At 61.7% G+C, this 22819-nt stretch carries 25 protein-coding genes; 14 read left to right on the top strand and 11 right to left on the bottom strand.

Features of this window, described 5'->3' with window-relative positions; translation table 11 throughout:
- Positions 1-271: 271 nt before the first annotated feature.
- Together rcdA and ADU59_RS12325 are read left to right on the top strand one after the other, a co-directional pair.
- The gene (gene rcdA / locus ADU59_RS12330; RefSeq protein ID WP_068954406.1) at positions 272-790 is read left to right on the top strand and encodes a protease adaptor protein RcdA; all 519 of its coding nucleotides are present in this window, start codon (positions 272-274) and stop codon (positions 788-790) included.
- 209 nt (positions 791-999) lie between these two features.
- Entirely contained in the window at positions 1000-2058 is a 1059-nt protein-coding gene (locus ADU59_RS12325) for a D-alanyl-D-alanine carboxypeptidase family protein (protein ID WP_068954405.1), read from the top strand.
- A 171-nt stretch (positions 2059-2229) separates the two neighbouring features.
- On the opposite strand, the gene rpmE is transcribed toward ADU59_RS12325, so the two are convergent.
- Entirely contained in the window at positions 2230-2451 is a 222-nt protein-coding gene (rpmE, locus tag ADU59_RS12320; RefSeq protein WP_068954404.1) for a 50S ribosomal protein L31, read from the bottom strand.
- 216 nt (positions 2452-2667) lie between these two features.
- Between rpmE and ADU59_RS12315 the strand changes: the two genes are divergently transcribed.
- The gene (locus tag ADU59_RS12315) at positions 2668-4473 is read left to right on the top strand and encodes an ABC transporter ATP-binding protein/permease (protein WP_083198236.1); all 1806 of its coding nucleotides are present in this window, start codon (positions 2668-2670) and stop codon (positions 4471-4473) included.
- A gap of 116 nt (positions 4474-4589) precedes the next feature.
- Entirely contained in the window at positions 4590-5579 is a 990-nt protein-coding gene (locus ADU59_RS12310; protein WP_068954403.1) for a Bug family tripartite tricarboxylate transporter substrate binding protein, read from the top strand.
- A gap of 52 nt (positions 5580-5631) precedes the next feature.
- Here the strand turns inward: ADU59_RS12310 and ADU59_RS12305 are convergent, their stop codons facing one another.
- The 7 genes from ADU59_RS12305 to ADU59_RS12275 all read right to left on the bottom strand — a co-directional run bounded on the left by ADU59_RS12305 (position 5632) and on the right by ADU59_RS12275 (position 13084).
- On the bottom strand, positions 5632-7275 hold the full coding sequence (locus ADU59_RS12305) for an FAD-binding dehydrogenase (RefSeq protein WP_068954402.1): 1644 nt from the start codon (positions 7273-7275) through the stop codon (positions 5632-5634).
- 131 nt (positions 7276-7406) lie between these two features.
- Positions 7407-8438 carry a peptidoglycan -binding protein gene (locus tag ADU59_RS12300; RefSeq protein WP_068954401.1) on the bottom strand — a complete coding sequence of 344 codons (1032 nt, stop codon included), beginning with the start codon at positions 8436-8438 and terminating at the stop codon, positions 7407-7409.
- Positions 8438-9541: a MotA/TolQ/ExbB proton channel family protein gene (locus ADU59_RS12295; RefSeq protein ID WP_068954400.1), complete on the bottom strand. Its 1104-nt coding sequence runs from the start codon at positions 9539-9541 to the stop codon at positions 8438-8440. Before ADU59_RS12295 ends, ADU59_RS12300 begins: the two co-directional genes overlap by 1 nt.
- A 159-nt stretch (positions 9542-9700) precedes the next feature.
- Positions 9701-10501, bottom strand: coding sequence for an inositol monophosphatase family protein (locus tag ADU59_RS12290; protein WP_068954399.1), 801 nt, complete (start codon positions 10499-10501; stop codon positions 9701-9703).
- 70 nt (positions 10502-10571) lie between these two features.
- Positions 10572-11135, bottom strand: coding sequence for an elongation factor P (efp, locus tag ADU59_RS12285; RefSeq protein WP_068954398.1), 564 nt, complete (start codon positions 11133-11135; stop codon positions 10572-10574).
- Between the two features lie 104 nt (positions 11136-11239).
- A complete protein-coding gene (locus tag ADU59_RS12280; RefSeq protein WP_068954397.1) occupies positions 11240-12421 on the bottom strand; it encodes a tetratricopeptide repeat protein in 1182 nt (393 codons plus the stop codon).
- A gap of 9 nt (positions 12422-12430) precedes the next feature.
- A complete protein-coding gene (locus ADU59_RS12275; protein ID WP_068954396.1) occupies positions 12431-13084 on the bottom strand; it encodes a thiamine phosphate synthase in 654 nt (217 codons plus the stop codon).
- 103 nt (positions 13085-13187) lie between these two features.
- On the opposite strand from ADU59_RS12275, the gene ADU59_RS12270 reads away from it, so the two are divergent.
- Together ADU59_RS12270 and ADU59_RS12265 are read left to right on the top strand one after the other, a co-directional pair.
- The gene (locus tag ADU59_RS12270; RefSeq protein ID WP_068954395.1) at positions 13188-13967 is read left to right on the top strand and encodes a sulfite exporter TauE/SafE family protein; all 780 of its coding nucleotides are present in this window, start codon (positions 13188-13190) and stop codon (positions 13965-13967) included.
- 167 nt (positions 13968-14134) lie between these two features.
- Positions 14135-14395, top strand: a complete 261-nt coding sequence (locus ADU59_RS12265; protein WP_037099983.1) for an ArsR/SmtB family transcription factor — start codon at positions 14135-14137, stop codon at positions 14393-14395.
- A gap of 193 nt (positions 14396-14588) precedes the next feature.
- On the opposite strand, the gene ADU59_RS12260 is transcribed toward ADU59_RS12265, so the two are convergent.
- Complete coding sequence (locus tag ADU59_RS12260; protein WP_037099985.1) at positions 14589-14762, bottom strand: YdcH family protein; 174 nt, start codon at positions 14760-14762, stop codon at positions 14589-14591.
- A 243-nt stretch (positions 14763-15005) separates the two neighbouring features.
- On the opposite strand from ADU59_RS12260, the gene ADU59_RS12255 reads away from it, so the two are divergent.
- The 7 genes from ADU59_RS12255 (at position 15006) to ADU59_RS12225 (ending at position 19832) form a co-directional block, all read left to right on the top strand.
- Complete coding sequence (locus ADU59_RS12255) at positions 15006-15209, top strand: YdcH family protein (protein WP_018327895.1); 204 nt, start codon at positions 15006-15008, stop codon at positions 15207-15209.
- Positions 15210-15337: 128 nt separating this feature from the next.
- A complete protein-coding gene (gene purE / locus ADU59_RS12250; RefSeq protein ID WP_068954546.1) occupies positions 15338-15802 on the top strand; it encodes a 5-(carboxyamino)imidazole ribonucleotide mutase in 465 nt (154 codons plus the stop codon).
- Complete coding sequence (locus ADU59_RS12245) at positions 15799-16848, top strand: 5-(carboxyamino)imidazole ribonucleotide synthase (RefSeq protein ID WP_068954394.1); 1050 nt, start codon at positions 15799-15801, stop codon at positions 16846-16848. The genes purE and ADU59_RS12245 overlap by 4 nt, the downstream gene beginning before the upstream one ends.
- 184 nt (positions 16849-17032) lie before the next feature.
- Positions 17033-17158 carry a type B 50S ribosomal protein L36 gene (gene ykgO, locus ADU59_RS12240; protein WP_034855034.1) on the top strand — a complete coding sequence of 42 codons (126 nt, stop codon included), beginning with the start codon at positions 17033-17035 and terminating at the stop codon, positions 17156-17158.
- A gap of 174 nt (positions 17159-17332) precedes the next feature.
- The gene (locus tag ADU59_RS12235; protein ID WP_068954393.1) at positions 17333-17926 is read left to right on the top strand and encodes a tetratricopeptide repeat protein; all 594 of its coding nucleotides are present in this window, start codon (positions 17333-17335) and stop codon (positions 17924-17926) included.
- Positions 17927-18046: 120 nt separating this feature from the next.
- On the top strand, positions 18047-19045 hold the full coding sequence (locus ADU59_RS12230; RefSeq protein ID WP_068954545.1) for an alpha/beta fold hydrolase: 999 nt from the start codon (positions 18047-18049) through the stop codon (positions 19043-19045).
- A 73-nt stretch (positions 19046-19118) separates the two neighbouring features.
- Entirely contained in the window at positions 19119-19832 is a 714-nt protein-coding gene (locus ADU59_RS12225) for a hypothetical protein (RefSeq protein ID WP_068954392.1), read from the top strand.
- 67 nt (positions 19833-19899) lie between these two features.
- On the opposite strand, the gene pyk is transcribed toward ADU59_RS12225, so the two are convergent.
- Positions 19900-21339 (bottom strand): pyruvate kinase, encoded by a 1440-nt coding sequence (gene pyk, locus ADU59_RS12220; protein ID WP_068954391.1) that lies wholly within the window; start codon positions 21337-21339, stop codon positions 19900-19902.
- Complete coding sequence (locus tag ADU59_RS12215) at positions 21339-21770, bottom strand: DUF1036 domain-containing protein (RefSeq protein ID WP_068954544.1); 432 nt, start codon at positions 21768-21770, stop codon at positions 21339-21341. Before ADU59_RS12215 ends, pyk begins: the two co-directional genes overlap by 1 nt.
- Before the next feature lie 237 nt (positions 21771-22007).
- Here ADU59_RS12215 and ADU59_RS12210 point away from each other — a divergent pair, with 237 nt between their 5' ends.
- On the top strand, positions 22008-22802 hold the full coding sequence (locus ADU59_RS12210; RefSeq protein ID WP_068954390.1) for an N-formylglutamate amidohydrolase: 795 nt from the start codon (positions 22008-22010) through the stop codon (positions 22800-22802).
- The last annotated feature ends 17 nt before the right edge of the window (positions 22803-22819 follow it).

The raw sequence follows: 22819 nt of genomic DNA, 5'->3' as shown, positions 1-22819 counted from the left end.
ATCCGGATCGCTCTGGACTCAGACATTTCCCGATTGGCGAATGGTCTGATTTTTCTCCCTGTTTTACCTTGAGAGCCGCTTTCGCGGCTCTTTTTTTGTCCTTTTTTCCACAACCCGCAAAGAATTGTGGAGATTAACCCTTTCTTAAGAATAGGCTTGCGCGGGATGCGCTATGAGATCATGTTCAGACTATAAGACGGGCGGCTGGAAACTTTTTGTTAACCCGTTCGTTACCTGACAGAGTTGATGCGTTTAACCAGGGAATCAAACCATGTCCGAACCGGGATTGAATACTGTGAGCTTCGCGGGGCACGCTGCCTCTTCGGCGCAGTTCAAGGTGCTGTACGCGGAAGGCATGGGCCTGGTTGAAGAAACCGCCAGCTATCTCGACGGTCCCGGCCGCACCGCCTCCAAGGTCCTGCCGCGCATGGCGTCCGTATTGTATGCAGCCGAATCGATGCGCCTCACCACCCGCCTGATGCAGATGGCTTCCTGGCTTTTGCTGCAGCGCGCCGTCAACAATGGCGAGATGAACCGCGAACAGGTCCTGTCGGAAAAGAACAAGGTCCGCCTCGACAGCTTCAACGTCGATCGCACCGCGCCGGGCTGGAACGATCTGCCGGAAGGCTTCCGCGACCTGATCGACCGCTCGCTGCGCCTGCAGAACCGCGTCGCCCTGCTTGACCGCGAAATCTACCGCCCGCAGGAGGCTCAGAATTTTACGCCCGACAACCAGAACGGCGTCAAGGCGCAGCTCACCCTGTTGCAGACCGCTTTCGGAAACAACTGATCCAAGGCGGACGCCAACCGAACGTTTCGAACCCGGCCGCTGTGCCGGGTTTTTCGTTGTTGGGGTCAGGGGCAAAGGACGCCGTTACCGCCGAAGCGGTCAATCGGCCGCCCCTTCCCAGCCCATTTATCGGTATCCATACCGCAGCAAACGCTTGTCCTCCCATGGCCCGTCATGCCATTAGGATGCCTTTCTCCGGAGACTGGCACATGACCAAGAGCATGAACAGAATGGTCAGGCGATCATCGAAAGGGCTGGCGCTTATCGCGTCCCTTTTCCTGTGGGCACCGGCACATGCAACGCCTGTGCTCGTTGTGGATGCCGACAGTCATCAAGTGCTCTATCAGGAAGATGCCGGGGCGCCCTGGTATCCCGCCTCGACGACCAAGCTCATGACAGCGTTCGTCGTGTTTGAAGCCCTTCGGTCCGGCGAAGTGACACTGACGACACCCGTCACCATGACCCGCAACGCGACGAAACAGGCATTTCTCGAATCCGGCCTCACCTTCGGGAGGACGATGACGCTTGAAGACGCGCTTTTTGCCATGATCACCGCATCGGCAAACGATGTTGCTGTCGCCCTGGCTGAAGCGGTGGCTCCCGACGAAACGTCTTTTGTCCGCAAGATGAACGAGGCAGCAACCCGTCTCGGGCTGACCGGCACCCATTTTTCCAATCCGAACGGCCTGTTTGACCGGCAAAACTATACCACGGCGCGCGATCTCGCGATCCTGGGAATGGAGGTGGATCGGATGTTCCCCGAATACCGCCGCTTCTTCCTGGCATCGGCCGTCACGATCGACGGCAAGGAGATCAAATCCAACAATCTGCTGCTCACCCGCTTCAACGGCACGATCGGAATGAAGACCGGTTTTCTCTGCGCATCTGGACGAAATATCGTCGGGCTGGCCACGCGAAATGGAAAACGCGTGATGGTGGTCATTTTGGGTGCGACGACAGAGCGGGAGCGCAATGAACGGTCCGCACAATATCTGACCCAAGCCTTTGAGGGCCGCCTGCCCTCCGGCGCCGGGCTTGTCAACAATCTCCAGAATCAGACCGGCGTTGCGCCACAGGATATGCGTACCCGCCTCTGCACCGACCAGAGCGCTGCCTACGAGGCCAGCCGGAACGCACTGTACCCGATGGGTCTGCCGGGCAATGAGAGCTATTTGCGCGACGAGATACCCGGCCAGGTCCACGCGATCAGCACCCGGGCCAACGAAAACCCAGCGGATGTACCAATACCCGTTCAGCGCCCCTCATAACCACAGCAGCGAACCGTGCTCTGCCGGCTGAGGCCGATGGCTGCAATGAGCGCAAGGCACTCGACCCTACGGCACAGCCTTCTCACGTAATGCCGGTCGCACTTCGCGCGCGAACGCAAAAAAGCCCGGACGAACCGGGCTTTCCCAAAATCAGAATCCAGCAAGGAAAGCTTAGAGGCCGAGGCCTTCGAAGCGCTTCTTGAACTTGGAAACGCGGCCGCCGCGGTCCAGCATCTGCTGGTTGCCGCCGGTCCATGCCGGGTGCGACTTCGGGTCGATTTCGAGGTTCATGGTCTGACCTTCCGAACCCCAGGTCGAGCGGGTTTCGTATTCGGTGCCGTCGGTCATGACGACTTTGATCAGGTGGTAAGCGGGATGGATATCAGCCTTCATAACAATCTTCCTGCAAGTTCCAGGGTCCAATTGTCGCAAGCCATTCGCGGGCCATTGCGGCATGGGGACCGAACACGTAAATGAAGCCGCAGACCACTGAAGGGACCACGGCTTCCCAATTTGATGCCGTGCCTATACATGATGGTCATCGGGATAACAAGTACCGCCGGAGAAGACTCATGCGAGAATCGCGGCTTCTTCGGTATTGGAGGTAACGTGTCGAATGAAGTCGTTCAGCCGGCGGGGCGAAAGTCCGTCCGCCCGCTGGTCAAGCTGCTGCCGTATATCCGGCGCTACCGCAATCTCGTCATCGGTGCCGGCATTTCGCTCGTCGTCGCAGCCGTGACGACGTTGACGCTGCCGATGGCCGTGCGGCGGATGATCGACCACGGATTCTCGAATTCCGATTCCGGCTTCATCAACACCTATTTCTCCATGCTGATGATTCTGGCGATCGTGCTCGCTCTTGCCAGTGCCGCCCGCTATTATTTCGTCATCACGCTCGGCGAGCGCATCGTCTCGGATCTGCGCCGCGATGTGTTCGATCACGTCACCCGGCTTTCGCCCTCCTTCTTCGACGTCAACCAGTCCGGCGAGATCGTTTCCCGGCTGACAGCCGATACGACACAGATCAAATCCGCCGTTGGCGCCACGGCCTCCGTGGCGCTGCGCAACACGATCCTGTGTCTCGGGGCCATCGGCATGATGGTCTATACCAGCCCCAAGCTGTCGAGCCTGGTGATCGCGGCCATCCCCATCATCGTCTTCCCGCTGGTCGGCTTCGGCCGCTCGGTGCGCCGCCGCTCGCGCGAGGCGCAGGATACGCTGGCGACGGCATCCGCCTATGCCGGAGAAGCGATCTCGGCCGCCCGCACCGTCCAGGCTTTCAATGGCGAGGCCGCGGCACAGGCCCGCTATGGCAGCGCCGTCGAAAGCGCCTATCAGGCGGCGCGGTCCGCCATCAAGGCCCGCTCGATCCTCACCGCCTTTGCCATCACCATGATCTTCGGCAGCGTCGTCGCCGTCCTGTGGTTCGGCGCGCAGGATGTACTGTCCGGCACGCTGTCGGCCGGTACGCTCGGCCAGTTTCTCCTCTACTCCGTCTTCGCCGCCGGCAGCCTCGGCGCGCTCTCGGAGGTCTGGGGCGAGCTTTCCCAGGCGGCAGGCGCGGCAGAGCGTTTGAGCGAGCTGCTGACGGAGCAGCCTGACATTACCGCCCCTGCCAATCCGCTCGCCATGCCGGAACCGGCGCAGGGCGCGGTGACATTCGATGACGTGCATTTCGCCTATCCCTCGCGGCCAGGCTACAAGAGCGTCAAGGGCCTGAGCTTTGCCATCAAGCCGGGCGAGACCGTGGCCGTCGTCGGCCCGTCGGGCGCCGGCAAAAGCACGGTCTTCTCGCTGCTTTTGCGGTTCTATGATCCGATCAAGGGCGCCGTCCATGTCGATGGCACCGATATCCGCGCCGTCGATCCGGAAAAGCTGCGCCGCCGCATCGCCATCGTGCCGCAGGACGTGACGATCTTTGCCGCCTCGATCCATGACAACATCGCCTTCGGTATGCCCTCCGCATCGCGTGACATGGTTACGGCCGCGGCCATCGCCGCCCAGGCCGACGAATTCATCGCAAGGCTCGACCACGGCTACGACACACAGGTCGGCGAACGCGGCATCACGCTGTCCGGCGGCCAGCGGCAGCGGATCGCCATCGCCCGCGCCATCCTGAAGAACGCGCCCATCCTCCTGCTTGACGAGGCAACCTCCGCGCTCGATGCCGAGAGCGAGACGCTGGTCCAGAAAGCGCTCGATGGCCTGATGCGCGAGCGCACCACGCTGGTCATCGCTCACCGGCTGGCCACCGTGCTGAAGGCCGATCGCATCCTGGTCATGGATCAGGGCAGGATCGTCGAGGAAGGCACGCATGCATCCCTCGTTCGTCAGGGCGGCCTCTATGCCAAGCTTGCCCGGCTGCAGTTCGATTATGACACGCCCGAGGAGAGCAAGGTCGTAACGCTGGGCTAGCGGTAGCCGTCAATCTCCCCTTCCACGGTTGCCCTTGCGCCGTCCCGCGCTATTGTTGATGGCGGGACGGCTTCAGGCCGTTTTCCGGACAGGAACGTCTTTGGGAGGAGATTGGAATGGCATTGTCTTTGTTGAAGCGGCGCACGGCTCTTAGCCTGGCCATGGTGGCCGTATCGGCGCTTGCCCTTGGCACAAGAGCACAGGCGCAGGAATTTCCAGATCGCCCGGTCACTCTGGTGGTGCCCTTTGCAGCCGGCGGCTCGACCGACGTCGTGGCCCGCATCATCGGGCAGAAGATGTCCGACGATCTCGGCCAGCAGGTCGTGGTTGAGAACGTTGCGGGCGCCGGCGGCAATCTCGGCGCCGACCGGGTGGCAAGGGCCGAACCCGACGGCTACACGATCCTGATGGGAACGGTCGCAACCCACGCGCTCAACCCGTTGATCCTGAAGACCAAGCCATACGATCCGGAAAAGGATTTCGCCCCGGTTTCGCTGCTGGTGCTGGTGCCCAATGTGCTCGTCGTCAATCCGCAGCTGCCGGCCAAGAACGTCGCGGAGCTTCTGGCCCTTCTGAAGGCGGCACCGGAGCAATATTCCTATGCCTCCTCCGGCAACGGCACGCCGCTGCACTTGTCCGGCGAACTGTTCAAGAAGATGGCCGGCGTCAGCATGCAGCATGTGCCCTACAAGGGGGCCGGCCCGGCGCTCAACGACGTCATCGGCAATCAGGTGCCGATCATGTTCGACAACCTGCCTTCGTCCTCCGGCCATATCAAATCCGGCACGCTCAGGGCACTGGCCGTGACCACGAGGGAGCGAGCCCCCTCCTTCCCCGATGTGCCGACCATCGCCGAAACCATTCCGGGCTACGAGACCTATACCTGGAACGCGCTGTTTGCCCCGGCAGGAACCCCGAAAGAGGCCATCGACCGGCTCAACGCGGCGGCAAAGAAAGCCCTGGCAGACCCGGTCGTGGCCGAGAAGATGAAGGACTTCAGCGCCACCATCGTCGCATCGACACCGGAAGAGCTGGCCACCCATGTGACCGCCGAACTTGCCAAATGGGGGCCTGTGGTCAAGGACGCCAACGTCCAGCTGGATTGATCGTCAAAGGCTCTCCGGACCTTCCGGGGAGCCGCTTTTCCGGCTGAACCCATCAGGCCCCGACGCTACGCCCGACAACGCGTCCGGAAAACAGGCAGCCGCCGAGAAACGTGCCTTCCAGCGCGCTGTACCCATGCATGCCGCCGCCGCCGAAGCCAGCCACTTCGCCGGCCGCATAGAGCCCCGGCACCGGCTCGCCGGACAGCTCCAGCACCCGGCCGTTCAGATCCGTCTGCAGGCCGCCCAGCGTCTTTCGCGTCAGGATATTCAGCCGCACGGCGATCAGCGGTCCGGCCTTCGGATCGAGCAGCCGGTGCGGCTTGGCCGTGCGCATCAGCCTGTCGCCGAGATAATTTCGCGCGCCGCGCATGGCGGTGATCTGCGCGTCCTTCGAAAACGGATTGCCGATCTCGCGGTCCCGCGCCTCGATCTGCCGGCGCAGATGCTCCAGCGAGAGGCGACCTTCTCCGCTCAACGCATTCATGCCCTCGACCAGATCCTCCAGCCGATCGCGAACGACAAAATCCTCGCCCTTGTCCATGAAAGCCTGCACAGGCCCCGGCGGATTCTTGCCAAGCCTCTTCAAAAGCAGTGGAATGTCCTTGTTCGTCAGGTCCGGGTTCTGTTCGGAACCGGACAGCGCAAACTCCTTCTTGATGATCGCCTTGGTCAGGATGAACCAGCTGTAGTCCGCGCCGCTTTTGCGGATCGCCTTCAGCGTCCCGAGCGTATCGAAGCCCGGCATGGCCGGGGCTGCAAACCGGTTGCCGTCGGCATCGCACCAGAAAGAAGATGGGCCTGGCAGGATGCGGATACCGTGGTTCGGCCAGATCGGATCGAAGTTCCGCAGGCCCTCAGTATAGTGCCACATGCGGTCCTTGTTGATGACCGAGCCACGGGCATGCTCGGCAATTTCCACCATGCGCCCGTCGACATAGTCAGGCACGCCGCTGACCATGAATTCCGGCGGCGGACCGAGCCGATCGACCGGCCATTGCTTGCGAACCAGATCGTGATTGCCGCCGATCCCGCCGGACGAGACCACGACGGCGCCCGCCTCGAACCAGAACTCGTCGACCACCTCGCGCGAACTGCGCTGGCCACGCGGCACGGCGTCGTTTTTCAACACCGAACCCCGCGCACCGGTAACGGCGCCATTGCTGATGATCAGTTCATCCACCTGATGACGAAACCGAAAGCGGATGCGCCCCCGCGCCTCCAGCGCCCGTGCGCGGGCAATGAACGGGGCCAGCACGCCCGGCCCGGTCCCCCATGTCACATGGAAGCGCGGCACCGAGTTTCCATGACCATGCGCAAGCCCGCCGCCGCGCTCGGCCCAGCCGACGACGGGAAACCAGCGCATGCCCTGGCTATGCAGCCATGCGCGTTTTTCACCGGCGGCAAAATCGAGATAGGCTTCGGCCCAGCGGCGCGGCCAGAAATCTTCCGGCCGGTCGAACTGCGCCGAACCCATCCAGTCCTGCCGGGCCAGATCGAGCGTATCACGGATGCGCATGCGCCGTTGCTCGGGGCTATCGACGAACAGAAGACCACCAAGCGACCAGAAGGCCTGACCGCCGAGATTCTGCTCGCCTTCCTGATCGAGCACGATCACCTTCAGGCCCCGATCGGCAGCTTCAACCGCCGCCACGAGGCCGGCCAGCCCCGCTCCGATCACCAGAACATCGCAATCCATATTCGCCCTCCAGCAGTTCCGCCTCGGCCCGACATTACGCGCACGTAAACGTCAAGGCAACGCGGAAACACGGCCGGAAAGCGGGATATCCCGTGCTTCCAAACAGCCGGATCAACCGGCCGGAAAGCCGCTTACTTCTCGGTTAGCTTCAGCTCGATACGGCGGTTTTGCGAGCGCGATTCCGGGCTGTCGCCTTCGGCGATCGGCTGGAACTCGCCAAAACCCGCGGCCACCAGACGGTTGGCCGGAACACCCTTCGAGATCAGGAACTTGACGACGGACGTCGCGCGGGCCGAAGAAAGCTCCCAGTTATCGGCATAACGCCCGTTACCTGAGAGCGGCACATTGTCGGTGTGACCGTCGACGCGGAGCACCCAGTTGATCTCCGAGGGAATTTCCTTGGCAAGATCGAGCAGCGCCGAGGCAAGCTTCGCCATCTCCTCCTGCCCCGCCGGGTTCAGCTCATTGCCGCCCGACGGAAACAGCACTTCCGACTGGAAGACGAAACGGTCACCGACGATGCGGATGTTTTCGCGGTCGGACAGGATTTCGCGCAGGCGCCCGAAGAAATCCGAGCGGTAGCGGTTGAGTTCCTGCACGCGCTGCGCCAGCGCAACGTTCAGCCGGCGCCCGAGATCGGCGATCTTCGTCTGCGAAGCATTGTCCTTGGCCTCCGACGCCTGCAATGCGCCTTCGATGGCGGCGATCTGGCTGCGCAGCGCGGCGATCTGCTGGTTGAGGAGATCGATCTGGCTCATCGCCCGGGCACTAACCTGCTTTTCCTCGTCAAGCTTCCCGGTAAGGTCGCCAATCTGCTGGTTGGCCGTATCCGAACTGCCGGCTCCCTGTTCCAGAAGCGCCTGCAGCCGCGAGCGCTCGCCTTCGGATGAGGCAAGCGACGCCTGCAGATTGGCAAGCGAATCCTCGAGATCCTGCTTGCCGCCCTTCTCCAGCGCCAGAAGCTGGGTCAGCTCGTTGATCTGGCTGTTCAGCCGGTTGAGTACGTCATCCTTGCCGCTGATTTCCCGGCTGAGCAGAAACTGCCCCAGCACAAAGACGCACAGCAGGAACATGATCGAGAGCAACAGCGTCGATAGCGCATCGACGAAACCCGGCCAGTAATCGACGGTTCTCTGGCTGCGCCCTTTGCGCGCCAGTGCCATTAGTCATTCCCCCCGGCGTCTTCGACGCGCGTAAGCTTGGGTGGTGCCTTCTCCGGATGAACGGCAATCTTGTCGGATTGGCCGATGCGCGCCGAAAGCTTGTCCAGCGTCTTGCGCATCGACTTGGCTTCCTCCTGCTGCGCTTCGATCCAGTCGCGCAGCATCTGCTGCTCGCCGCGCATGTTCTTCACCAGCCCCTGAATGCCTTCCGCCAGGCTTGCCATGGCGGCGGTCGTGCGCTGGTTCATGCCGCCGTCCTGATTGAGGCGGGACAATTGCTCGGTCAGCTGGCGAAGCTCCTCGACGGGCGCAATGGCCGGCTTTCCGGACGCCGTCGTCAGGTCGGAGCTGACATCGGTCACCGATGACAGCCAGTTTTCGAGCTCGGTGTAAAAGCGGTTCTGCGCGCGGCCGGCCTGCAGGTCGAGAAAACCGAGGATCAACGAACCCGACAGACCGAAGAGCGAGGTGGAAAACGCCGTGCCCATGCCGGTCAGAGGCGCGGAAAGGCCCGTCTTGAGAGCAGAGAGGACATCTTCGGTACTGCCCGTTCCGGCATCGAGCGACTGGATGACGGTATTGATCGAGCCGATGGTACCGAGCAGGCCCCAGAAGGTGCCGAGCAGGCCGAGGAAGACCAGAAGGCCGATCAGGTATCGCGAGGTATCGCGTGATTCGTCGAGCCGGGTGGCGATCGAATCGAGAATGGAACGCAGCGCCGTCGTCGAGATCGACATGGAATGGCGCTGGCCGATCAGGGCCCGCATCGGCGCCAGCAGCACCGGATCGCGGCCGACCTTCTCGGCGCTTCCAGCTGCGCGGAAGGAATTGAACCAGCGAACCTCGGGCCGCAGGCTGAAAACATGATTGAAGACCAGAAGAATGCCGATCAGCAAAACGCCGAAAATCAGGCCGTTCAGACCGGGATTACTGACGAAAGCGGCATGGGCCTGGCGAAACAGGATGGCCGCGACAAAGCCGACAATGATCAGGAAGATCACCATGGTCCAGAAGAAAACCATCGGGCTCGACAGCTTGTTGGGATTGTACCCCTCGTTCAACCCTCCGTCGGCATCCCATCCCGACAGTTCCAATTTCGCCATGGGGCTCACTCTCCGGTTTTCCAGTGCCACGGCCCTGCCCGCAGGGTGCGGGCGTGACGACGCTGGGCGGAGACTAGAGGAAGTTTGCGCCAAATTGAAGGGGAAACAACGGGCAACATCAACAGGATGAAACAGCCGCCCGTTCAGGCCGTCATGGGCTTATTTGCCCGGAATGGGGCGGTGCAGCACATCATGCAGCGCCTTGCGAATATATTCGTTGCCCGCAACGATCGAGCCATCGTCCATCGGCTTGTTGCCGCCGTCGATATCGGCAACCCATCCGCCGGCTTCGCGAATCAGAAGAATGCCCGCCGCCAGATCCCACGGCATCAGGCCGCGCTCCCAGAACCCGTCGAAACGGCCGGCCGCGACATAGGCAAGATCGAGCGAGGCAGCGCCCATGCGGCGCACACCGGCGACTTCGCCCATGACATGGCGCAGTTCGACCAGATAGGTGCCGTGATTGGCAACGCCCAGATGCGGCGTGCCGGTGCCGATGACGGCGTCCGACAGGTTCTTGCGAGCAGCAACGCGCAGGCGGCGATCGTTGAGGAAGGCGCCGCCGCCACGCTCGGCTGTGTAGAGTTCGTCGGTTGCCGGATTGAGGATGACGGCGGCGACAACTTCACCTTGGCGCTCGAGCGCGACCGAGATCGCAAAATGCGGAATGCCGTGCAGGAAGTTGGTGGTGCCATCCAGCGGATCGACGATCCAGCGATGGGCGCCATCGGTGCCGATGATCTCTTCGCTTTCCTCGCCGAGGAAACCATAGGTCGGGCGGGCCTTCAAAAGCTCTTCGCGGAGCACCTTTTCCGCCTTGCGATCAGCCTGCGAAACATAGTCGCCGGGACCTTTGAGCGAGACCTGCAGGTTCTGCACTTCGCCGAAATCGCGCGCCAGGGACTTGCCGGCCTTGAACGCGGCCTGAACCATGACATTGAGAAGAGCTGAGCGTGCCATTTTGGCTTTCCTTCGAAACAGAAAACCGGCCGCAGCAACGGCCGGAGAAATTCAGACGTGCCGCTGCGGATCAGTCCGCGCGGCGGAGATAGGCAATTTCATTGGTATCGACCAGGATACGCTCACCGGCCTCGACGAACGGCGGAACCATGACGCGCACGCCATTTTCCATGATCGCCGGCTTGTAGGACGACGCTGCCGTCTGTCCCCTCACCACCGGATCGGCTTCCGCGATCGTCAGAACCACCTGGTCGGGCAGCGAGATGCCGATCGGCCTCTCGTCATAGAGCTTGACCGTCACCATCATGCCGTCCTGCAGGAAGGTCGCGCGATCGCCAACGAAATCCTTCTGCAGTTCCAGCTGTTCATAGCTCTCATTGTCCATGAACACCAGCGCATCGCCCTCTTCGTAGAGGAACTGGAAATCCTTCAGTTCGAGGCTGACCAGTTCGACCGTTTCGGACGAGCGAAAACGCTCGTTGAGCTTGGTGCCATCGATCAGGTTCTTCAGTTCCACCTGATTGAAAGCCCCACCCTTGCCGGGCTTGACAGTGTTGCACTTCACAGCAGCCCAAAGACCGCCATTGTGCTCGACCACGCTGCCGGGGCGGATTTCGTTGCCGTTGATTTTCATGGGGAGCATTCCCTAAAGAACCGAGAGCCGCCCCTACGGCCAGCCAATCCGGCGCTTCAAGACCACAAAACCCCCGAAAGTTCAAGTCTCGCGTCGAAACTCGATCAGGACGCGCGGTATTTATTGGCCGCGCTCAGCGCCGCCTTCTGCTGGTCTTCGGGCAGTCCCAGATAGAAATCCTCGAGCGAAAGGTCCTTCAACCCGGCCCGGCGCGAAAGAACATACCATTTGGCGGCCTCGACCGGATCGGGCCGCGTGCCGATCGCGTTGACATAGAGATGCGACAGCTTGTTCTGGGCCACGACATTGCCGCCGCGTGCCGCGCGCAGCATCCACTTGAAACCCTCGTCGAGATTGCGGTCGCCGCCGACGCCATCGACCAGCCAGATGGCGAGATCGAGCTGGGCCGTATCGAAACCGGCCCGCGCGGCCCTGAGCAGCCAGTCGCGTGCTGTCACGCGCTTGTTCTCATCGATGCCATCGACATTCAGGTAGATCTGCGACAGGGCGTATTGCGCGTCCGCAATGCCCTGCTCTGCCGATTTCTCGTAATAGGGCAAGGCCGCCTTCAGGCCCTTTTCGCCCGGCATGTCGGCCACCAGCAGCTGGCCATAATTGAACTGGGCGGAAGAATTGCCGAGATCGGCGGCCTTCTTCATCAGCTCTTCCGATTTTTTCTTGTCGCGCGGCACATCGCGGCCTTCCATCAGCAGAAGCGCGTATTTGAACATCGCCGCCGGATCGCCGGAATTGGCAGCCTGCCCATACCAGAAGGCAGCATCCTTGCGGTTGCGGGCGACACCGAGCCCTTGCGAAAAGATTTCCGCCACCAGCGTCTGCGCCGCCGCATCGCCCAGCTGCGCGCGCGGCAGCGCCAGCTCCATCGCCGTCAGATAGTATCCGCGCTGGAACGCGCCATAGGCGTCGTCGGCCTTGCCGGCAAACGGCTTTTCCTGCGGCAGGGCCGGCAGTTCAGCGCCCATCCGCTCCAGCACGTTGACGCCGCTCGAAGGAGTGAGCTTTTCCGCATCCGCCTTCCTGGCTTCTTCCGGCGATTGCAGCGCCGGGACCTCGCCTTCGGGCAAGGCCGCGCCATTGAACGGCGTGATCCGGCCGCGCTTGCCAACCGCGCCTTCATCGTTCTCGCCCTGCTCCACCACCGGCGCGGGATCATTCACGCCCGGCAATGCGTCATCGGCACGCAGGCTCACAGGCACACCCAGAAGGGCAGCGCTCAACAGAAGAAGCGAAATTCGGCGCAGCGATGGAGAAGGTTGGGTCAACATGAAAATGTCTTAAGCTTCAAACCGTGGCGCTTTTTCGTCAAGAAGCGCATTCACGCTCGCGACGATGGCAGGCGCCTGTTCCGGCTCGGCAAAGACGGCCAGACGCAGTGCGACAAATTCCGCGCCGCTTTCGGCAACGGTCAGGACCGATTCCGGATCGGTGCCGCCCATGACGATGCAGGGGATCTCGATCATCGAGGCCCACCATTCGGCCAGCGCCACGTTCTTCGGATGCGCCTCCGGCTTGATATCGCCGTCAACCTTACCGAAGAACACGTAATCCGGCCGAATCTCGCCCATTTCCAGCGCGTGGTGACGGTCCGTGGCATTGCCGCCGCCGACGATCAGCTTGGGCGCGAACTTTTCCATCGCCTCCGCCAGCTCCGCCGCATTGCCGGTCACATGCAGGCCGTCGGCCTTCACGCGGCCCGCAACGCGCGTATCGCCGGCAACCAGTGCCGCGGCACCTGCCTCCTGGATCAGCGGAACCAGCACTTCGGCATGTTTCTGGAAGGCCTGATCGTCCAGCCCGTATTGCGGCACGATGACCGAGGCCACATCGCCGCCGCGCAACGCACCGTCCAGGATTTTTGCCCGGCTGTCGATATCGGCGATATCCGGCGCAATGAGGACGAGGCGGCAGCGATTGTCTTGTTTGCTCATAATGTCTCTGTTTCCGATGAAATGCGCATCCGCGCACCATCCCTACTCGATTTCAATCTGCAAAAGCGATAGACCCTGCGGGCAAAAGGATCAACCGATACCCATGCTTCCTGATTTTCACTTCTATGCCATCGCCATCCCCGCGGTGCTGCTCGTCGGCTTCAGCAAGGGCGGCATGGGAGAGGCGCTGTCACTCATGGGCGTGCCGCTTTTGTCGCTGGCGGTGTCGCCCGTACAGGCGGCGGCCCTTCTGCTGCCGATCCTGATCGCCATGGATCTGGTCGCATTGTGGACGTGGCGCCAGCATGGAGACATGAAGACGCTGAAGATCCTGCTGCCCGGCGCCCTTGTCGGCATCGCCATCGGCTGGGCCACTGCGGCCTATGTGCCGCGTGAGGCGCTGCGATTGATCATCGGCGCGATCACCGTTCTTTTCGTGCTGCGCTATGTCTACAATCTCTGGCGGGCGCGGCAGGGCATCGTCATCCCGGCGAAACCGCAGAGACCGGTCCAGGCGACATTCTTCGGTGGCCTCGCCGGCTACGGCAGCTTCGTCGCCCATGCCGGCGGACCGCCCTTCCAGATTTACACGCTGCCGCTGAAACTACCGCCGCGAGAGTATACCGGCACGATCGTCCGGTTCTTCGCCATCCTGAATGCCGTCAAGCTCATCCCCTATTTCGCACTTGGACAGCTGGATCTCAGCAACCTGACAACGTCGCTGACGCTTTTTCCACTGGCGATCCTGGCGACGATGGCCGGCGCCTGGGTCGTCCGGCGCATGCAGCCGCAGGTGTTCTACCCGTTCATGTATACGATGGCATTTCTGGCCGGCTCCAAGCTCGTCTACGATGGCATCGTCGCCCTTGCGGCAGGATCATGATCATCCGCCGCTGAAACCGCCGGGCGGAAAGCCCGAACTCTTCAGCGGAAGCCCTGCACGCCGGGCTCGCATACCGCAATCCGGGCTTGCATACCGCATAGCAAAATTCCATTGCCGCATTGCACAATTTGCTTGCCGGGAGCGCCTAATTCTCCTAGCTTTTGCCCATGTCACACGCTGATCCCTTTGATGCGATCTCGGATCCGAACCGGCGGTACCTGCTGGAGGAATTGCGTCGCGCGCCGCGTACCGTGAACGAGCTTGCAGAGGGATTGCCGATCAGCCGGCCGGCCGTGTCGCAGCACCTCAAGGCACTGCTGGACTCAAATCTGGTTTCCGTTTCCGCCAGCGGCACGAAACGGATCTATGCGATCAACAAACCCGGCTTCGATCGGGTCAATTTATGGCTGGATCAGTTCTGGTCGTGAGGGCGCAGCCTCGAAGGACCAGACATCGGGAAACTCGTTATCTGCGGCATATTGGCGAACCTCATGTCCTCACCAATCACGTCCGCGCATCGACAGCGCCTGAAACCAGCCCTCAAAATTCACTTTGACGTCCGGTCGTCCAACTGCGCGCTGGGACAAAAGTCTCCCGATGAATGAGATTGTTTTATTTAAATCAGTGAGTTGAGGAGCGGATCTTTTCGATCTCGTCCTTCAAGCGCAGCTTGCGACGCTTGATGTCAGCAATGTGCTGATCCTGGACAGACGGCTGCGTGAGAGCCGAGTGGAGCTCCTGCTCCAGAACACCATGTTTTTTTTCAAGCGTTGCGAGATGAGCCTCAATGGTCATGTGGCAGTCCCTTCCTTTTGCTTGCACCCGATCAGTAAATGCCGGATGTTCCACGTTGTAACCGAGATAGTGTGCCATGCTATTTTTCATTTGTCGAAGGCGAAATCGTGGCCGACGTCAAATCTCGATGGCGAGATTTGGTATTGGGATAACTTCCCGTTACCAACAATTCTGTGCTAGAGCGACGCTCGATTTGATGCGGATAGCAGACCACCTGCTGCCGGCGCCGACGGGGAACCATGCATGCCAGATCAGGATCAGGCCGAACTCAGACTGAGCGTAGCGCGGCTGAGGCAGGAACATGAAGACTATGATGTCGCGATCAACGCCATGATCCAGACGGGCTGCGATGCCCTGCGCATCCAGCGGATGAAAAAGAAGAAACTGATCATCAAGGACAAGATCACCAAGATCGAAGACCAGATCATTCCCGATATCATCGCCTGAATCGCCGCGTGTCCGAACGGACGCGCCGCGAACGCTCAGGCCCGCATCCCGGCCCTTGTAAACCGGCCCTGTAACAAAGCGGAACAAACAACGTGACGAAAGCAGCAACCCCGCCCGTCGCCATCATCATGGGAAGCCAGTCCGACTGGGAGACCATGAAGAATGCCGCCGACACGCTCGACGCCCTCGACATTGCTTACGATGCCCGCATCGTTTCGGCACATCGCACAGTCGACAGGCTGATCAATTTTGCCAGGGGCGCGCGCGATGAAGGCTTCAAGGTCATCATCGCCGGTGCTGGCGGCGCGGCACACCTGCCGGGCATGACGGCGGCGATGACGCCCCTGCCGGTGTTCGGCGTTCCCGTCCAGTCCAAGGCGCTTTCCGGTCAGGACAGCCTCCTGTCGATCGTCCAGATGCCGGCCGGCATTCCCGTCGGCACGCTCGCCATCGGCCGCGCCGGCGCCATCAACGCAGCGCTTCTTGCCGCTGCCGTTCTGGCGCTGAGCGATCCCGATCTCGCCGACCGCCTCGACGACTGGCGCGAACAGCAGAGTGCCGCAGTCGCGGAACATCCCGTGGATCAGGCATGAGAACGATCGGCATCATCGGCGGCGGCCAGCTCGGCCGCATGCTCGCCATGGCGGCTGCGCGGCTCAATTTTCGCACCATCATCCTGGAGCCCCAGGTCGATTGTCCCGCCGCACAGGTCGCCAACGGCCAGATCGTCGCCGCCTATGACGACGAGACGGCGCTGAAGCAGCTTGCGGACGCCTGCGATGTCGTCACCTACGAATTCGAGAACGTGCCGGTCGGCGCGGCCGAAACATTGGCACGCGCGCTTCCGGTCTATCCGCCCCCCAGGGCGCTGGCCGTCTCCCAGGACCGGGTGAGCGAAAAACAGTTTCTCAACGGCTGCGGCATCGAAACCGCACGTTTCCACGCCGTCGACAATCAGGACGAACTGGAACAGGCGCTCGCCGATTTCTCCGGCAAGGGCGTGCTGAAAACCCGCCGCCTCGGCTATGACGGCAAGGGACAGCGCGTCTTCAAGGATGCGGGCGACGATGCGGCCGGCGCCTATCAGGCGCTTGGCAGTGTGCCGCTCATCCTCGAAAGCTTCGTTCCGTTCGAACGGGAAATCTCGATCATTGCCGCACGCGGTACCGACGGTACGGTTTCCTGTTACAATCCTGCCGAAAACATCCATCGTAACGGCATTCTCCACACCTCGACCGTGCCGGCCGCAATCAGCGGGAAGACCGCCGAGAAGGCCCGCCTTGCGGCGACCGCCGTGCTGACGGCGCTCGACTATGTCGGCGTCATCGGCATGGAATTCTTCGTTCTGGCCGACGGAAGCCTGATCGCCAACGAAATTGCCCCCCGCGTCCACAACTCCGGCCACTGGACGGAAGCCGCCTGCGTGGTCTCCCAGTTCGAGCAGCACATTCGCGCCGTCACCGGGCTGGCCCTGGCGAACGGTGCCCGCCATTCGGACTGCGTGATGCAGAACCTGATCGGCGACGACATCGACGATCTGCCGGCCTGGCTCGCCAAGCCGAACGCGCTCGTTCACCTCTACGGCAAGACGGAAGCGCGGCCAGGGCGTAAAATGGGACACGTCACCTGGCTTGAATGAGGGTTTAACCCACAGAAAAGCCGAAAGCCTCTGCGAAAACCGGTTCTCTGTGGTTGACACTTTTACGATGCCGGGTTATTTGCCTGCCACCCTAAGAGCGCGCTCGGCCTTAACGGTCTGCAAGCGCGCTTTTGATTGTTAAAGACCGGCGAAATCAGATTCGCCGAAACTGCGGATCAGAAAAATGAAGATCAAAAATTCGCTCAAGTCGCTGAAGGCCCGTCACCGCGAAAACCGTCTGGTTCGCCGCAAGGGTCGCGTCTACATCATCAACAAGCTGAACCCGCGCTTCAAGGCCCGTCAGGGCTGATCCATCGTGAACGCCGGAAGTTTATACTTTCGGAACGATCGCGTATGGATCGAGCGCGTGCGAATGCCATGGCTTTCAACAAAGCTGGCACTCGAACGGTTTACCCATTTGATGTCTCAAATTTGATTTGATCTTCGGCCATGGCGGACTACCTTATCTGCCATGGCTAAACTCATGTCTTCATTTTTGATTCTCGGCTACGCGCTGGCGGCATCGATCATCGCCGCCCCTGCGTTGCATGCCGCAGACTCAGCCCAGGTGCCGGCGCCATCAGAACTGACGACACCCAAGCAGCGGCTCGATACGCTCTTTATCGAATTGAAGCGGGAACGCGATCCCGACAAGGCGCGCGAGATTTCGGACCGCATCCGCCTCGAATGGCAGGATTCCGGCAGCGCCACTGTCAATCTCCTGATGCAATGGGCGGCAAAAGCGGTCGAATCGGACCATAAGCCGACGGCGCTCGATATCTTCGATCAGGTCATCACGCTCTCGCCCCAATATGTCGAAGGCTGGAACCAGCGGGCCACGCTGCATTACCAGATGGGCAATTACCGCAAATCCATGTCGGACATCAACCGGGTGCTGGCCATCGAGCCACGCCATTTCGGGGCGCTGGCCGGCATGGCGGCGATCCTCACGGAAGCCGGCAAGGATGAGCTTGCGCTGCGCGCCTGGGAGCAATTCCTCGATATCTATCCAGCCGACCGCAAGGCCCAGGAACAGCTTGGCGTACTGGAAGAAAAACTTGCCGGCAACCGCACATAATTCTGCCTGCCCCGCGAAACCGCAGACCGCTCTCCCTCGTATCGGACGATAACCAACCCGTCCGGCCGATTGCGCGAGCGCGCGGAAGAGTGATCGATGTCCGTCGTCTTCAGGAAAGCCATGCTGTTCATCGCATCCCTATGTCTTGCCGCCCTCGTTGTGGGGTTTGGCTTCAGCGCCTACCAGGCAGCGGCCTTCGAAAAAGACAATCTGAACACGGGCGAACTGATCGACGTCGGTGGCTACCGGATGAACAGCGTCTACATTCCCCGCCCAAAGACCGCCGACCTTCCCACGCTGGTCTTCATCCACGGAGCAAGCGCCAACCTTCGCGACCCGATGGTTGCCTTCAGGGACAAGCTCGAGGAACGCGCCGGCATGCTGTTTCTCGACCGGCCGGGGCTTGGGTTTTCCGAGCGCGGCGGCCCGCAGAATGCCTATCCGGACGGCCAGGCCGACGCCATCGCAGCGCTGATGCGCAAGCGCGGCATCAACAAGGCGATCATCGTCAGTCATTCGTTCGGCGGAGCGATCGCCGCGAGCTTTGCCCTCAATCACAAGGACATGGTGGCAGGCCTCTTGTTCCTGTCGCCCGCCACCCATCCCTGGCCGGGCGGCATCGAGTGGTACTATGACGCCGCGAAAATTCCTGTCATCGGCTGGCTGTTCTCCACGCTCGTGGTGCCCCCCGTGGGCCTCGCCTCGATCGACAGGGCAACCCGGCAGGTCTTTGCGCCCAATCCCCGCCCCGATGGCTATATCGAGGAGACGGCCGCCTATCTCGCGCTGCGGCCGCGCGCCTTTCGCAACAACGCCATCGATATCGCCAACCTGCTGGAATATGTGAAGCGGGTATCGCCGCGCTACAAGGAGATCAAGGCACCGACGGTCATCATCACCGGCGATACCGACCGCGTGGTGCTTCCCGAGATCCACTCGCGCCAGCTGCATGAAGATATCGCCGGCTCGACGCTCTTGCGCATCCACAATCTCGGTCACAAGCCGGATTACATCGTCACCGATCTGGCGATCGCCGCGATCGAAACCCTGGCCGGCAAGAAGCGTGACCTGAATAAGCTCGCCGCCGAGGCCGAGGCAAAAATAGTGCTCGTCGAGTAACATCATCAGACACCTGACCAGCCCCATACAAGCTGCAGGCAACAACATGCCGCCTCAATCCGGAGGCCCATTCATGCACATCGGCGGCATTGCCACGTCCTATCCGTTCCGCGCCACGGCACCCGCATCAGGCACCGCATCTGCCGGCTCTGCCGCGGTAGCCGAAGAGCGCAGCCCACTGCAACGGACGCTCGAGACGCTGAAAAGCGCCGCCCAGGCCGATGCGGACGACCGCAAGGCCCGCGCCAAGGAAAAGCTGGAGGCCGCCAAGAAGGAGCTGGAATTCCTGCGCCGCTGGAGCTTCGATCCGGAAATCGTTGCCCGGCAGGCGGGCCGCCTGGCCCGCGAGGTCGGCGCGGCCGCCAAGGACTTCGCCTCGGCGATTTCAGCCGGATCGGCAACCGGAATTCCGGCGGACACTGCCGCAGCATCAGCCGGACAGATGGCAACAGCCTCCGCGGAAACGGCTGAGACCGACAACGCCGATAACGATGCATCCTTCGCCCAGAAAGCCTATCAGGACACGATGGAGGACGGCACGGAGCGCCAAGGCATCTCCGCCGACGACCGCAAGACGCTGCAGGACTTCAAAGCCGTGGCGCAGGAGATCAAGGCCCTTCTCGAACAGGCACTGCGCCGCATGCGCCAGGAACAGGACGCCGACAAGGACGCGGTTCAGGACGCGCAACAGTCCGGCGACAGCCTGAAGGCGGCGATCCAGGGACTGGAGGCTGCGTTCGGCAGCACAGGTATCGCGGCGACGGTGCCCATCAGCATCACCGTCTGACCGGCATCTCGCCAAACAAAAAACCGCCGGATCGCTCCGGCGGTTTTTTATTGGTCAAAGGCTTGCTTCAGACGCCGCTGAGGCCATCAGAGCCGATATAGGCGATGCGCAGCATGTTGGTGGCGCCCGGCGTTCCGAGCGGCACACCGGCCGAAATGATCACCCGGTCGCCCGGCTTGCCGAAACCTTCGGTCGCCACGATGCGGCAGGCCCGGTTGACCATGTCGTCGAGGTCGGTCGCATCCGAAGTGACGACGCAGTGCAGGCCCCAGACGACGGCAAGACGGCGCGCGGTCTGGATGACCGGCGACAGGGCCAGAATCGGAACCTGCGGACGCTCGCGCGCGGCACGCAGGCCGGTCGTGCCGGACGAGGTATAACAGACGATGGCCGAGAGCTTGAGCGTTTCGGCGATCTGGTGGGCTGCCAGCGAAATCGCATCGGCGCCGGTGGCTTCCGGCGGCGTGCGCTGGGCGTAGATGATGCCCGGATAATGCGGGTCTGTTTCGATCTTGCTGGCAATCGATGCCATGGTGGCAACCGATTCGACCGGATAATCGCCGGAAGCGGATTCGGCCGACAGCATGATCGCGTCGGCACCTTCGAACACGGCGGTGGCAACGTCGGAGACTTCGGCGCGTGTCGGGACGGGAGCCGAGATCATCGATTCCAGCATCTGCGTGGCGACGACGACCGGCTTGCCGGCGCGGCGGGCAGCACGGATCAGCTGCTTCTGCAGGCCCGGAACGGCTTCCAGCGGCATTTCCACGCCGAGGTCGCCACGGGCAACCATCAGCGCATCCGAAAGCTCGATAATCTCGTCGATCCGCTCGATCGCCTGCGGCTTTTCGATCTTCGACATCAGGCCGACACGGCCGCGCGAGATCTTGCGGACCTCAGACAGATCCTCCGGACGCTGAATGAACGACAGTGCGACCCAGTCGACATCCTCGGTCTCAAGCACGGCGTCGAGGTCGGCCCGGTCCTTTTCGGTCAAGGCGCCGACGCTGAGCAGCGTATCGGGCAGGCTGACGCCCTTGCGGTCGGAAATCTTGGTACCGGCGATAACGGTGCAGACGATGCTCTTGCCGTCGGACTTTTCAGCACGCAGATGCAGCTTGCCGTCGTCGATCAGCAGGCGGTGGCCGGCCTTGACCGATTCCAGGATTTCCGGATGCGGCAGGTAGACACGGGTCGCGTCGCCCGGCTCGTCCTTGTTGTCGAGCGTGAAGGTCTGTCCCGGAACGAGATCGACCTTGCCGGCGGCAAACTTGCCGACGCGCAGTTTCGGGCCCTGAAGGTCGGCCAGAATGCCGATCGGGCGGCCGCAGCGCGCTTCGACATTGCGGATGCGCTTGATCAGCGTGCGCATCATGTCATGGCTGGCATGGCTCATGTTGATCCGGAAAAGATCAGCTCCCGCCTCATGCAGCTTCTGGATCATCTCTTCTTCGCTCGATGCCGGTCCGAGCGTTGCGAGGATTTTGACTTTTCTATTCCGCTTCATCAGTTGTGGCTTTCTTGAGTCGCTGGGGTATCGGACAACTGAACCATCCAGCTCCCTTGACGCCCCGTGTCGTATTCCTTGAACCCCATCCGCTGGAAGCCGCGCGCGAAGCAATCCTGCACGCCCGTGACCTTGAACTCGTTTTCGGCGACGCACATGTTGACGTCGCCCGTCCAGCGCCCGCCGCGGGCAGCATCCTCAGCGTAGAGGTAATAGTATCGTGATTGGAGCTCGCCCTCGATCAGGGTCGCGCAGGTGGTCGCAGGAACCTGCCACCATCCTTCCGTGATCCAGCCTTCCTTGGCCCGGTAGCCGATGGCCACGCCGACCAGATTCTGGGTACCATTGCAGACGCGGAACTCGGCATGCGCTTCACTCGCGATCAAAACTGGCGAAAACCCTGCCAGAACGAAGAGGAGAGCGGCGCTCAAGGACCAGTTCCGCAGATTCAGCCTGAAAAAAGGATATCTGGACACGGTTTCCAATGGGTCTCCGTTGTGATTTGTCGTGGCACTTTCTTGCGACGGTGGGGCTCGAATGTCAACGCGACTCTAATCGATTACATCGGGCTTTTTGTTGTCCGAAACATCGCAAATTCGCCATTGTCTTGCGATTACCACCGCAGCATGCGATCAAATTTCATCAAGCCTATAACGAGTTGATACCGTATGCCGGAAACAGCATCTTTCGAGATCATTGAGGGAAACCCGGCCGCAGGGCTGGTGCTTCTGGCCGATCACGCTACGAACCGGCTGCCACCGGAATATGATCGGCTCGGCCTGCCGGAAAGCGCCTTCGCCCGGCATATCGCCTACGACATCGGCGTGGAGCCGCTCGTCCGCCGTCTGGCTAAGCGTCTCGGCGTTCCCGCCGTCCTCAGCTGCTTTTCGCGGCTGCTGATCGATCCGAACCGCGGCGAGGACGACCCGACGCTGATCATGAAGATTTCCGACGGCGCCATCATTCCCGGCAACCACCCGATCACCCCGCAGGAATGGGAAAGCCGCCTCAACCGTTTCCACCGCCCCTATCACCGCGCCGTTTCGCAGACGATCGCCGCCGTCGGCACAGCCAGTGGCAAGGCGCCGCTGATTATCTCCGTTCATTCCTACACGCCCGCCTGGAAAGGCGTGCCCCGGCCCTGGCATGCCGCCATCCTGTGGGACAACGATCCGCGCGCGGTGCATCCGCTGATCGAGGCGCTCGAGGCGCCCGGCGACATTCTGGTCGGCGACAACGAGCCCTATGACGGCGCCCTGCGCGGCGACACGATGTTCCGCCACTGCATGGAAACCGGATTGGCCCATGCGCTGATCGAAGTCCGCCAGGACCTGATTGGCGACGACAGCGGCGTGGCGGAATGGGACGAGCGGCTTGGGCCGATTTTTGCCGGTTTGAACGCGCGCCCTGAATTGCACGAAATTAAACGTTATCCTTCCCGCACGGGGCCCTACGCATTCTGACGACAGTGGAAAGAGAC

The sequence above is a fragment of the Pararhizobium polonicum genome (assembly GCF_001687365.1).
GTDB classification, from domain to species: Bacteria; Pseudomonadota; Alphaproteobacteria; order Rhizobiales; family Rhizobiaceae; genus Pararhizobium; species Pararhizobium polonicum.
This window is presented reverse-complemented; position numbering and strand designations above follow the sequence as displayed.

Excerpts from the sequence above, each read along its gene's own strand:
- rcdA (WP_068954406.1), top strand. The coding sequence starts at position 272 with ATGTCCGAACCGGGATTGAATACTGTGAGCTTCGCGGGGCACGCTGCC.
- ADU59_RS12325 (WP_068954405.1), top strand. The coding sequence starts at position 1,000 with ATGACCAAGAGCATGAACAGAATGGTCAGGCGATCATCGAAAGGGCTG.
- rpmE (WP_068954404.1), bottom strand. The coding sequence starts at position 2,451 with ATGAAGGCTGATATCCATCCCGCTTACCACCTGATCAAAGTCGTCATG.
- ADU59_RS12310 (WP_068954403.1), top strand. The coding sequence starts at position 4,590 with ATGGCATTGTCTTTGTTGAAGCGGCGCACGGCTCTTAGCCTGGCCATG.
- ADU59_RS12305 (WP_068954402.1), bottom strand. The coding sequence starts at position 7,275 with ATGGATTGCGATGTTCTGGTGATCGGAGCGGGGCTGGCCGGCCTCGTG.
- ADU59_RS12300 (WP_068954401.1), bottom strand. The coding sequence starts at position 8,438 with ATGGCACTGGCGCGCAAAGGGCGCAGCCAGAGAACCGTCGATTACTGG.
- ADU59_RS12295 (WP_068954400.1), bottom strand. The coding sequence starts at position 9,541 with ATGGCGAAATTGGAACTGTCGGGATGGGATGCCGACGGAGGGTTGAAC.
- ADU59_RS12290 (WP_068954399.1), bottom strand. The coding sequence starts at position 10,501 with ATGGCACGCTCAGCTCTTCTCAATGTCATGGTTCAGGCCGCGTTCAAG.
- efp (WP_068954398.1), bottom strand. The coding sequence starts at position 11,135 with ATGAAAATCAACGGCAACGAAATCCGCCCCGGCAGCGTGGTCGAGCAC.
- ADU59_RS12280 (WP_068954397.1), bottom strand. The coding sequence starts at position 12,421 with ATGTTGACCCAACCTTCTCCATCGCTGCGCCGAATTTCGCTTCTTCTG.
- ADU59_RS12275 (WP_068954396.1), bottom strand. The coding sequence starts at position 13,084 with ATGAGCAAACAAGACAATCGCTGCCGCCTCGTCCTCATTGCGCCGGAT.
- ADU59_RS12270 (WP_068954395.1), top strand. The coding sequence starts at position 13,188 with ATGCTTCCTGATTTTCACTTCTATGCCATCGCCATCCCCGCGGTGCTG.
- ADU59_RS12265 (WP_037099983.1), top strand. The coding sequence starts at position 14,135 with ATGTCACACGCTGATCCCTTTGATGCGATCTCGGATCCGAACCGGCGG.
- ADU59_RS12260 (WP_037099985.1), bottom strand. The coding sequence starts at position 14,762 with ATGACCATTGAGGCTCATCTCGCAACGCTTGAAAAAAAACATGGTGTT.
- ADU59_RS12255 (WP_018327895.1), top strand. The coding sequence starts at position 15,006 with ATGCCAGATCAGGATCAGGCCGAACTCAGACTGAGCGTAGCGCGGCTG.
- purE (WP_068954546.1), top strand. The coding sequence starts at position 15,338 with ATGGGAAGCCAGTCCGACTGGGAGACCATGAAGAATGCCGCCGACACG.
- ADU59_RS12245 (WP_068954394.1), top strand. The coding sequence starts at position 15,799 with ATGAGAACGATCGGCATCATCGGCGGCGGCCAGCTCGGCCGCATGCTC.
- ykgO (WP_034855034.1), top strand. The coding sequence starts at position 17,033 with ATGAAGATCAAAAATTCGCTCAAGTCGCTGAAGGCCCGTCACCGCGAA.
- ADU59_RS12235 (WP_068954393.1), top strand. The coding sequence starts at position 17,333 with ATGTCTTCATTTTTGATTCTCGGCTACGCGCTGGCGGCATCGATCATC.
- ADU59_RS12230 (WP_068954545.1), top strand. The coding sequence starts at position 18,047 with ATGCTGTTCATCGCATCCCTATGTCTTGCCGCCCTCGTTGTGGGGTTT.
- ADU59_RS12225 (WP_068954392.1), top strand. The coding sequence starts at position 19,119 with ATGCACATCGGCGGCATTGCCACGTCCTATCCGTTCCGCGCCACGGCA.
- pyk (WP_068954391.1), bottom strand. The coding sequence starts at position 21,339 with ATGAAGCGGAATAGAAAAGTCAAAATCCTCGCAACGCTCGGACCGGCA.
- ADU59_RS12210 (WP_068954390.1), top strand. The coding sequence starts at position 22,008 with ATGCCGGAAACAGCATCTTTCGAGATCATTGAGGGAAACCCGGCCGCA.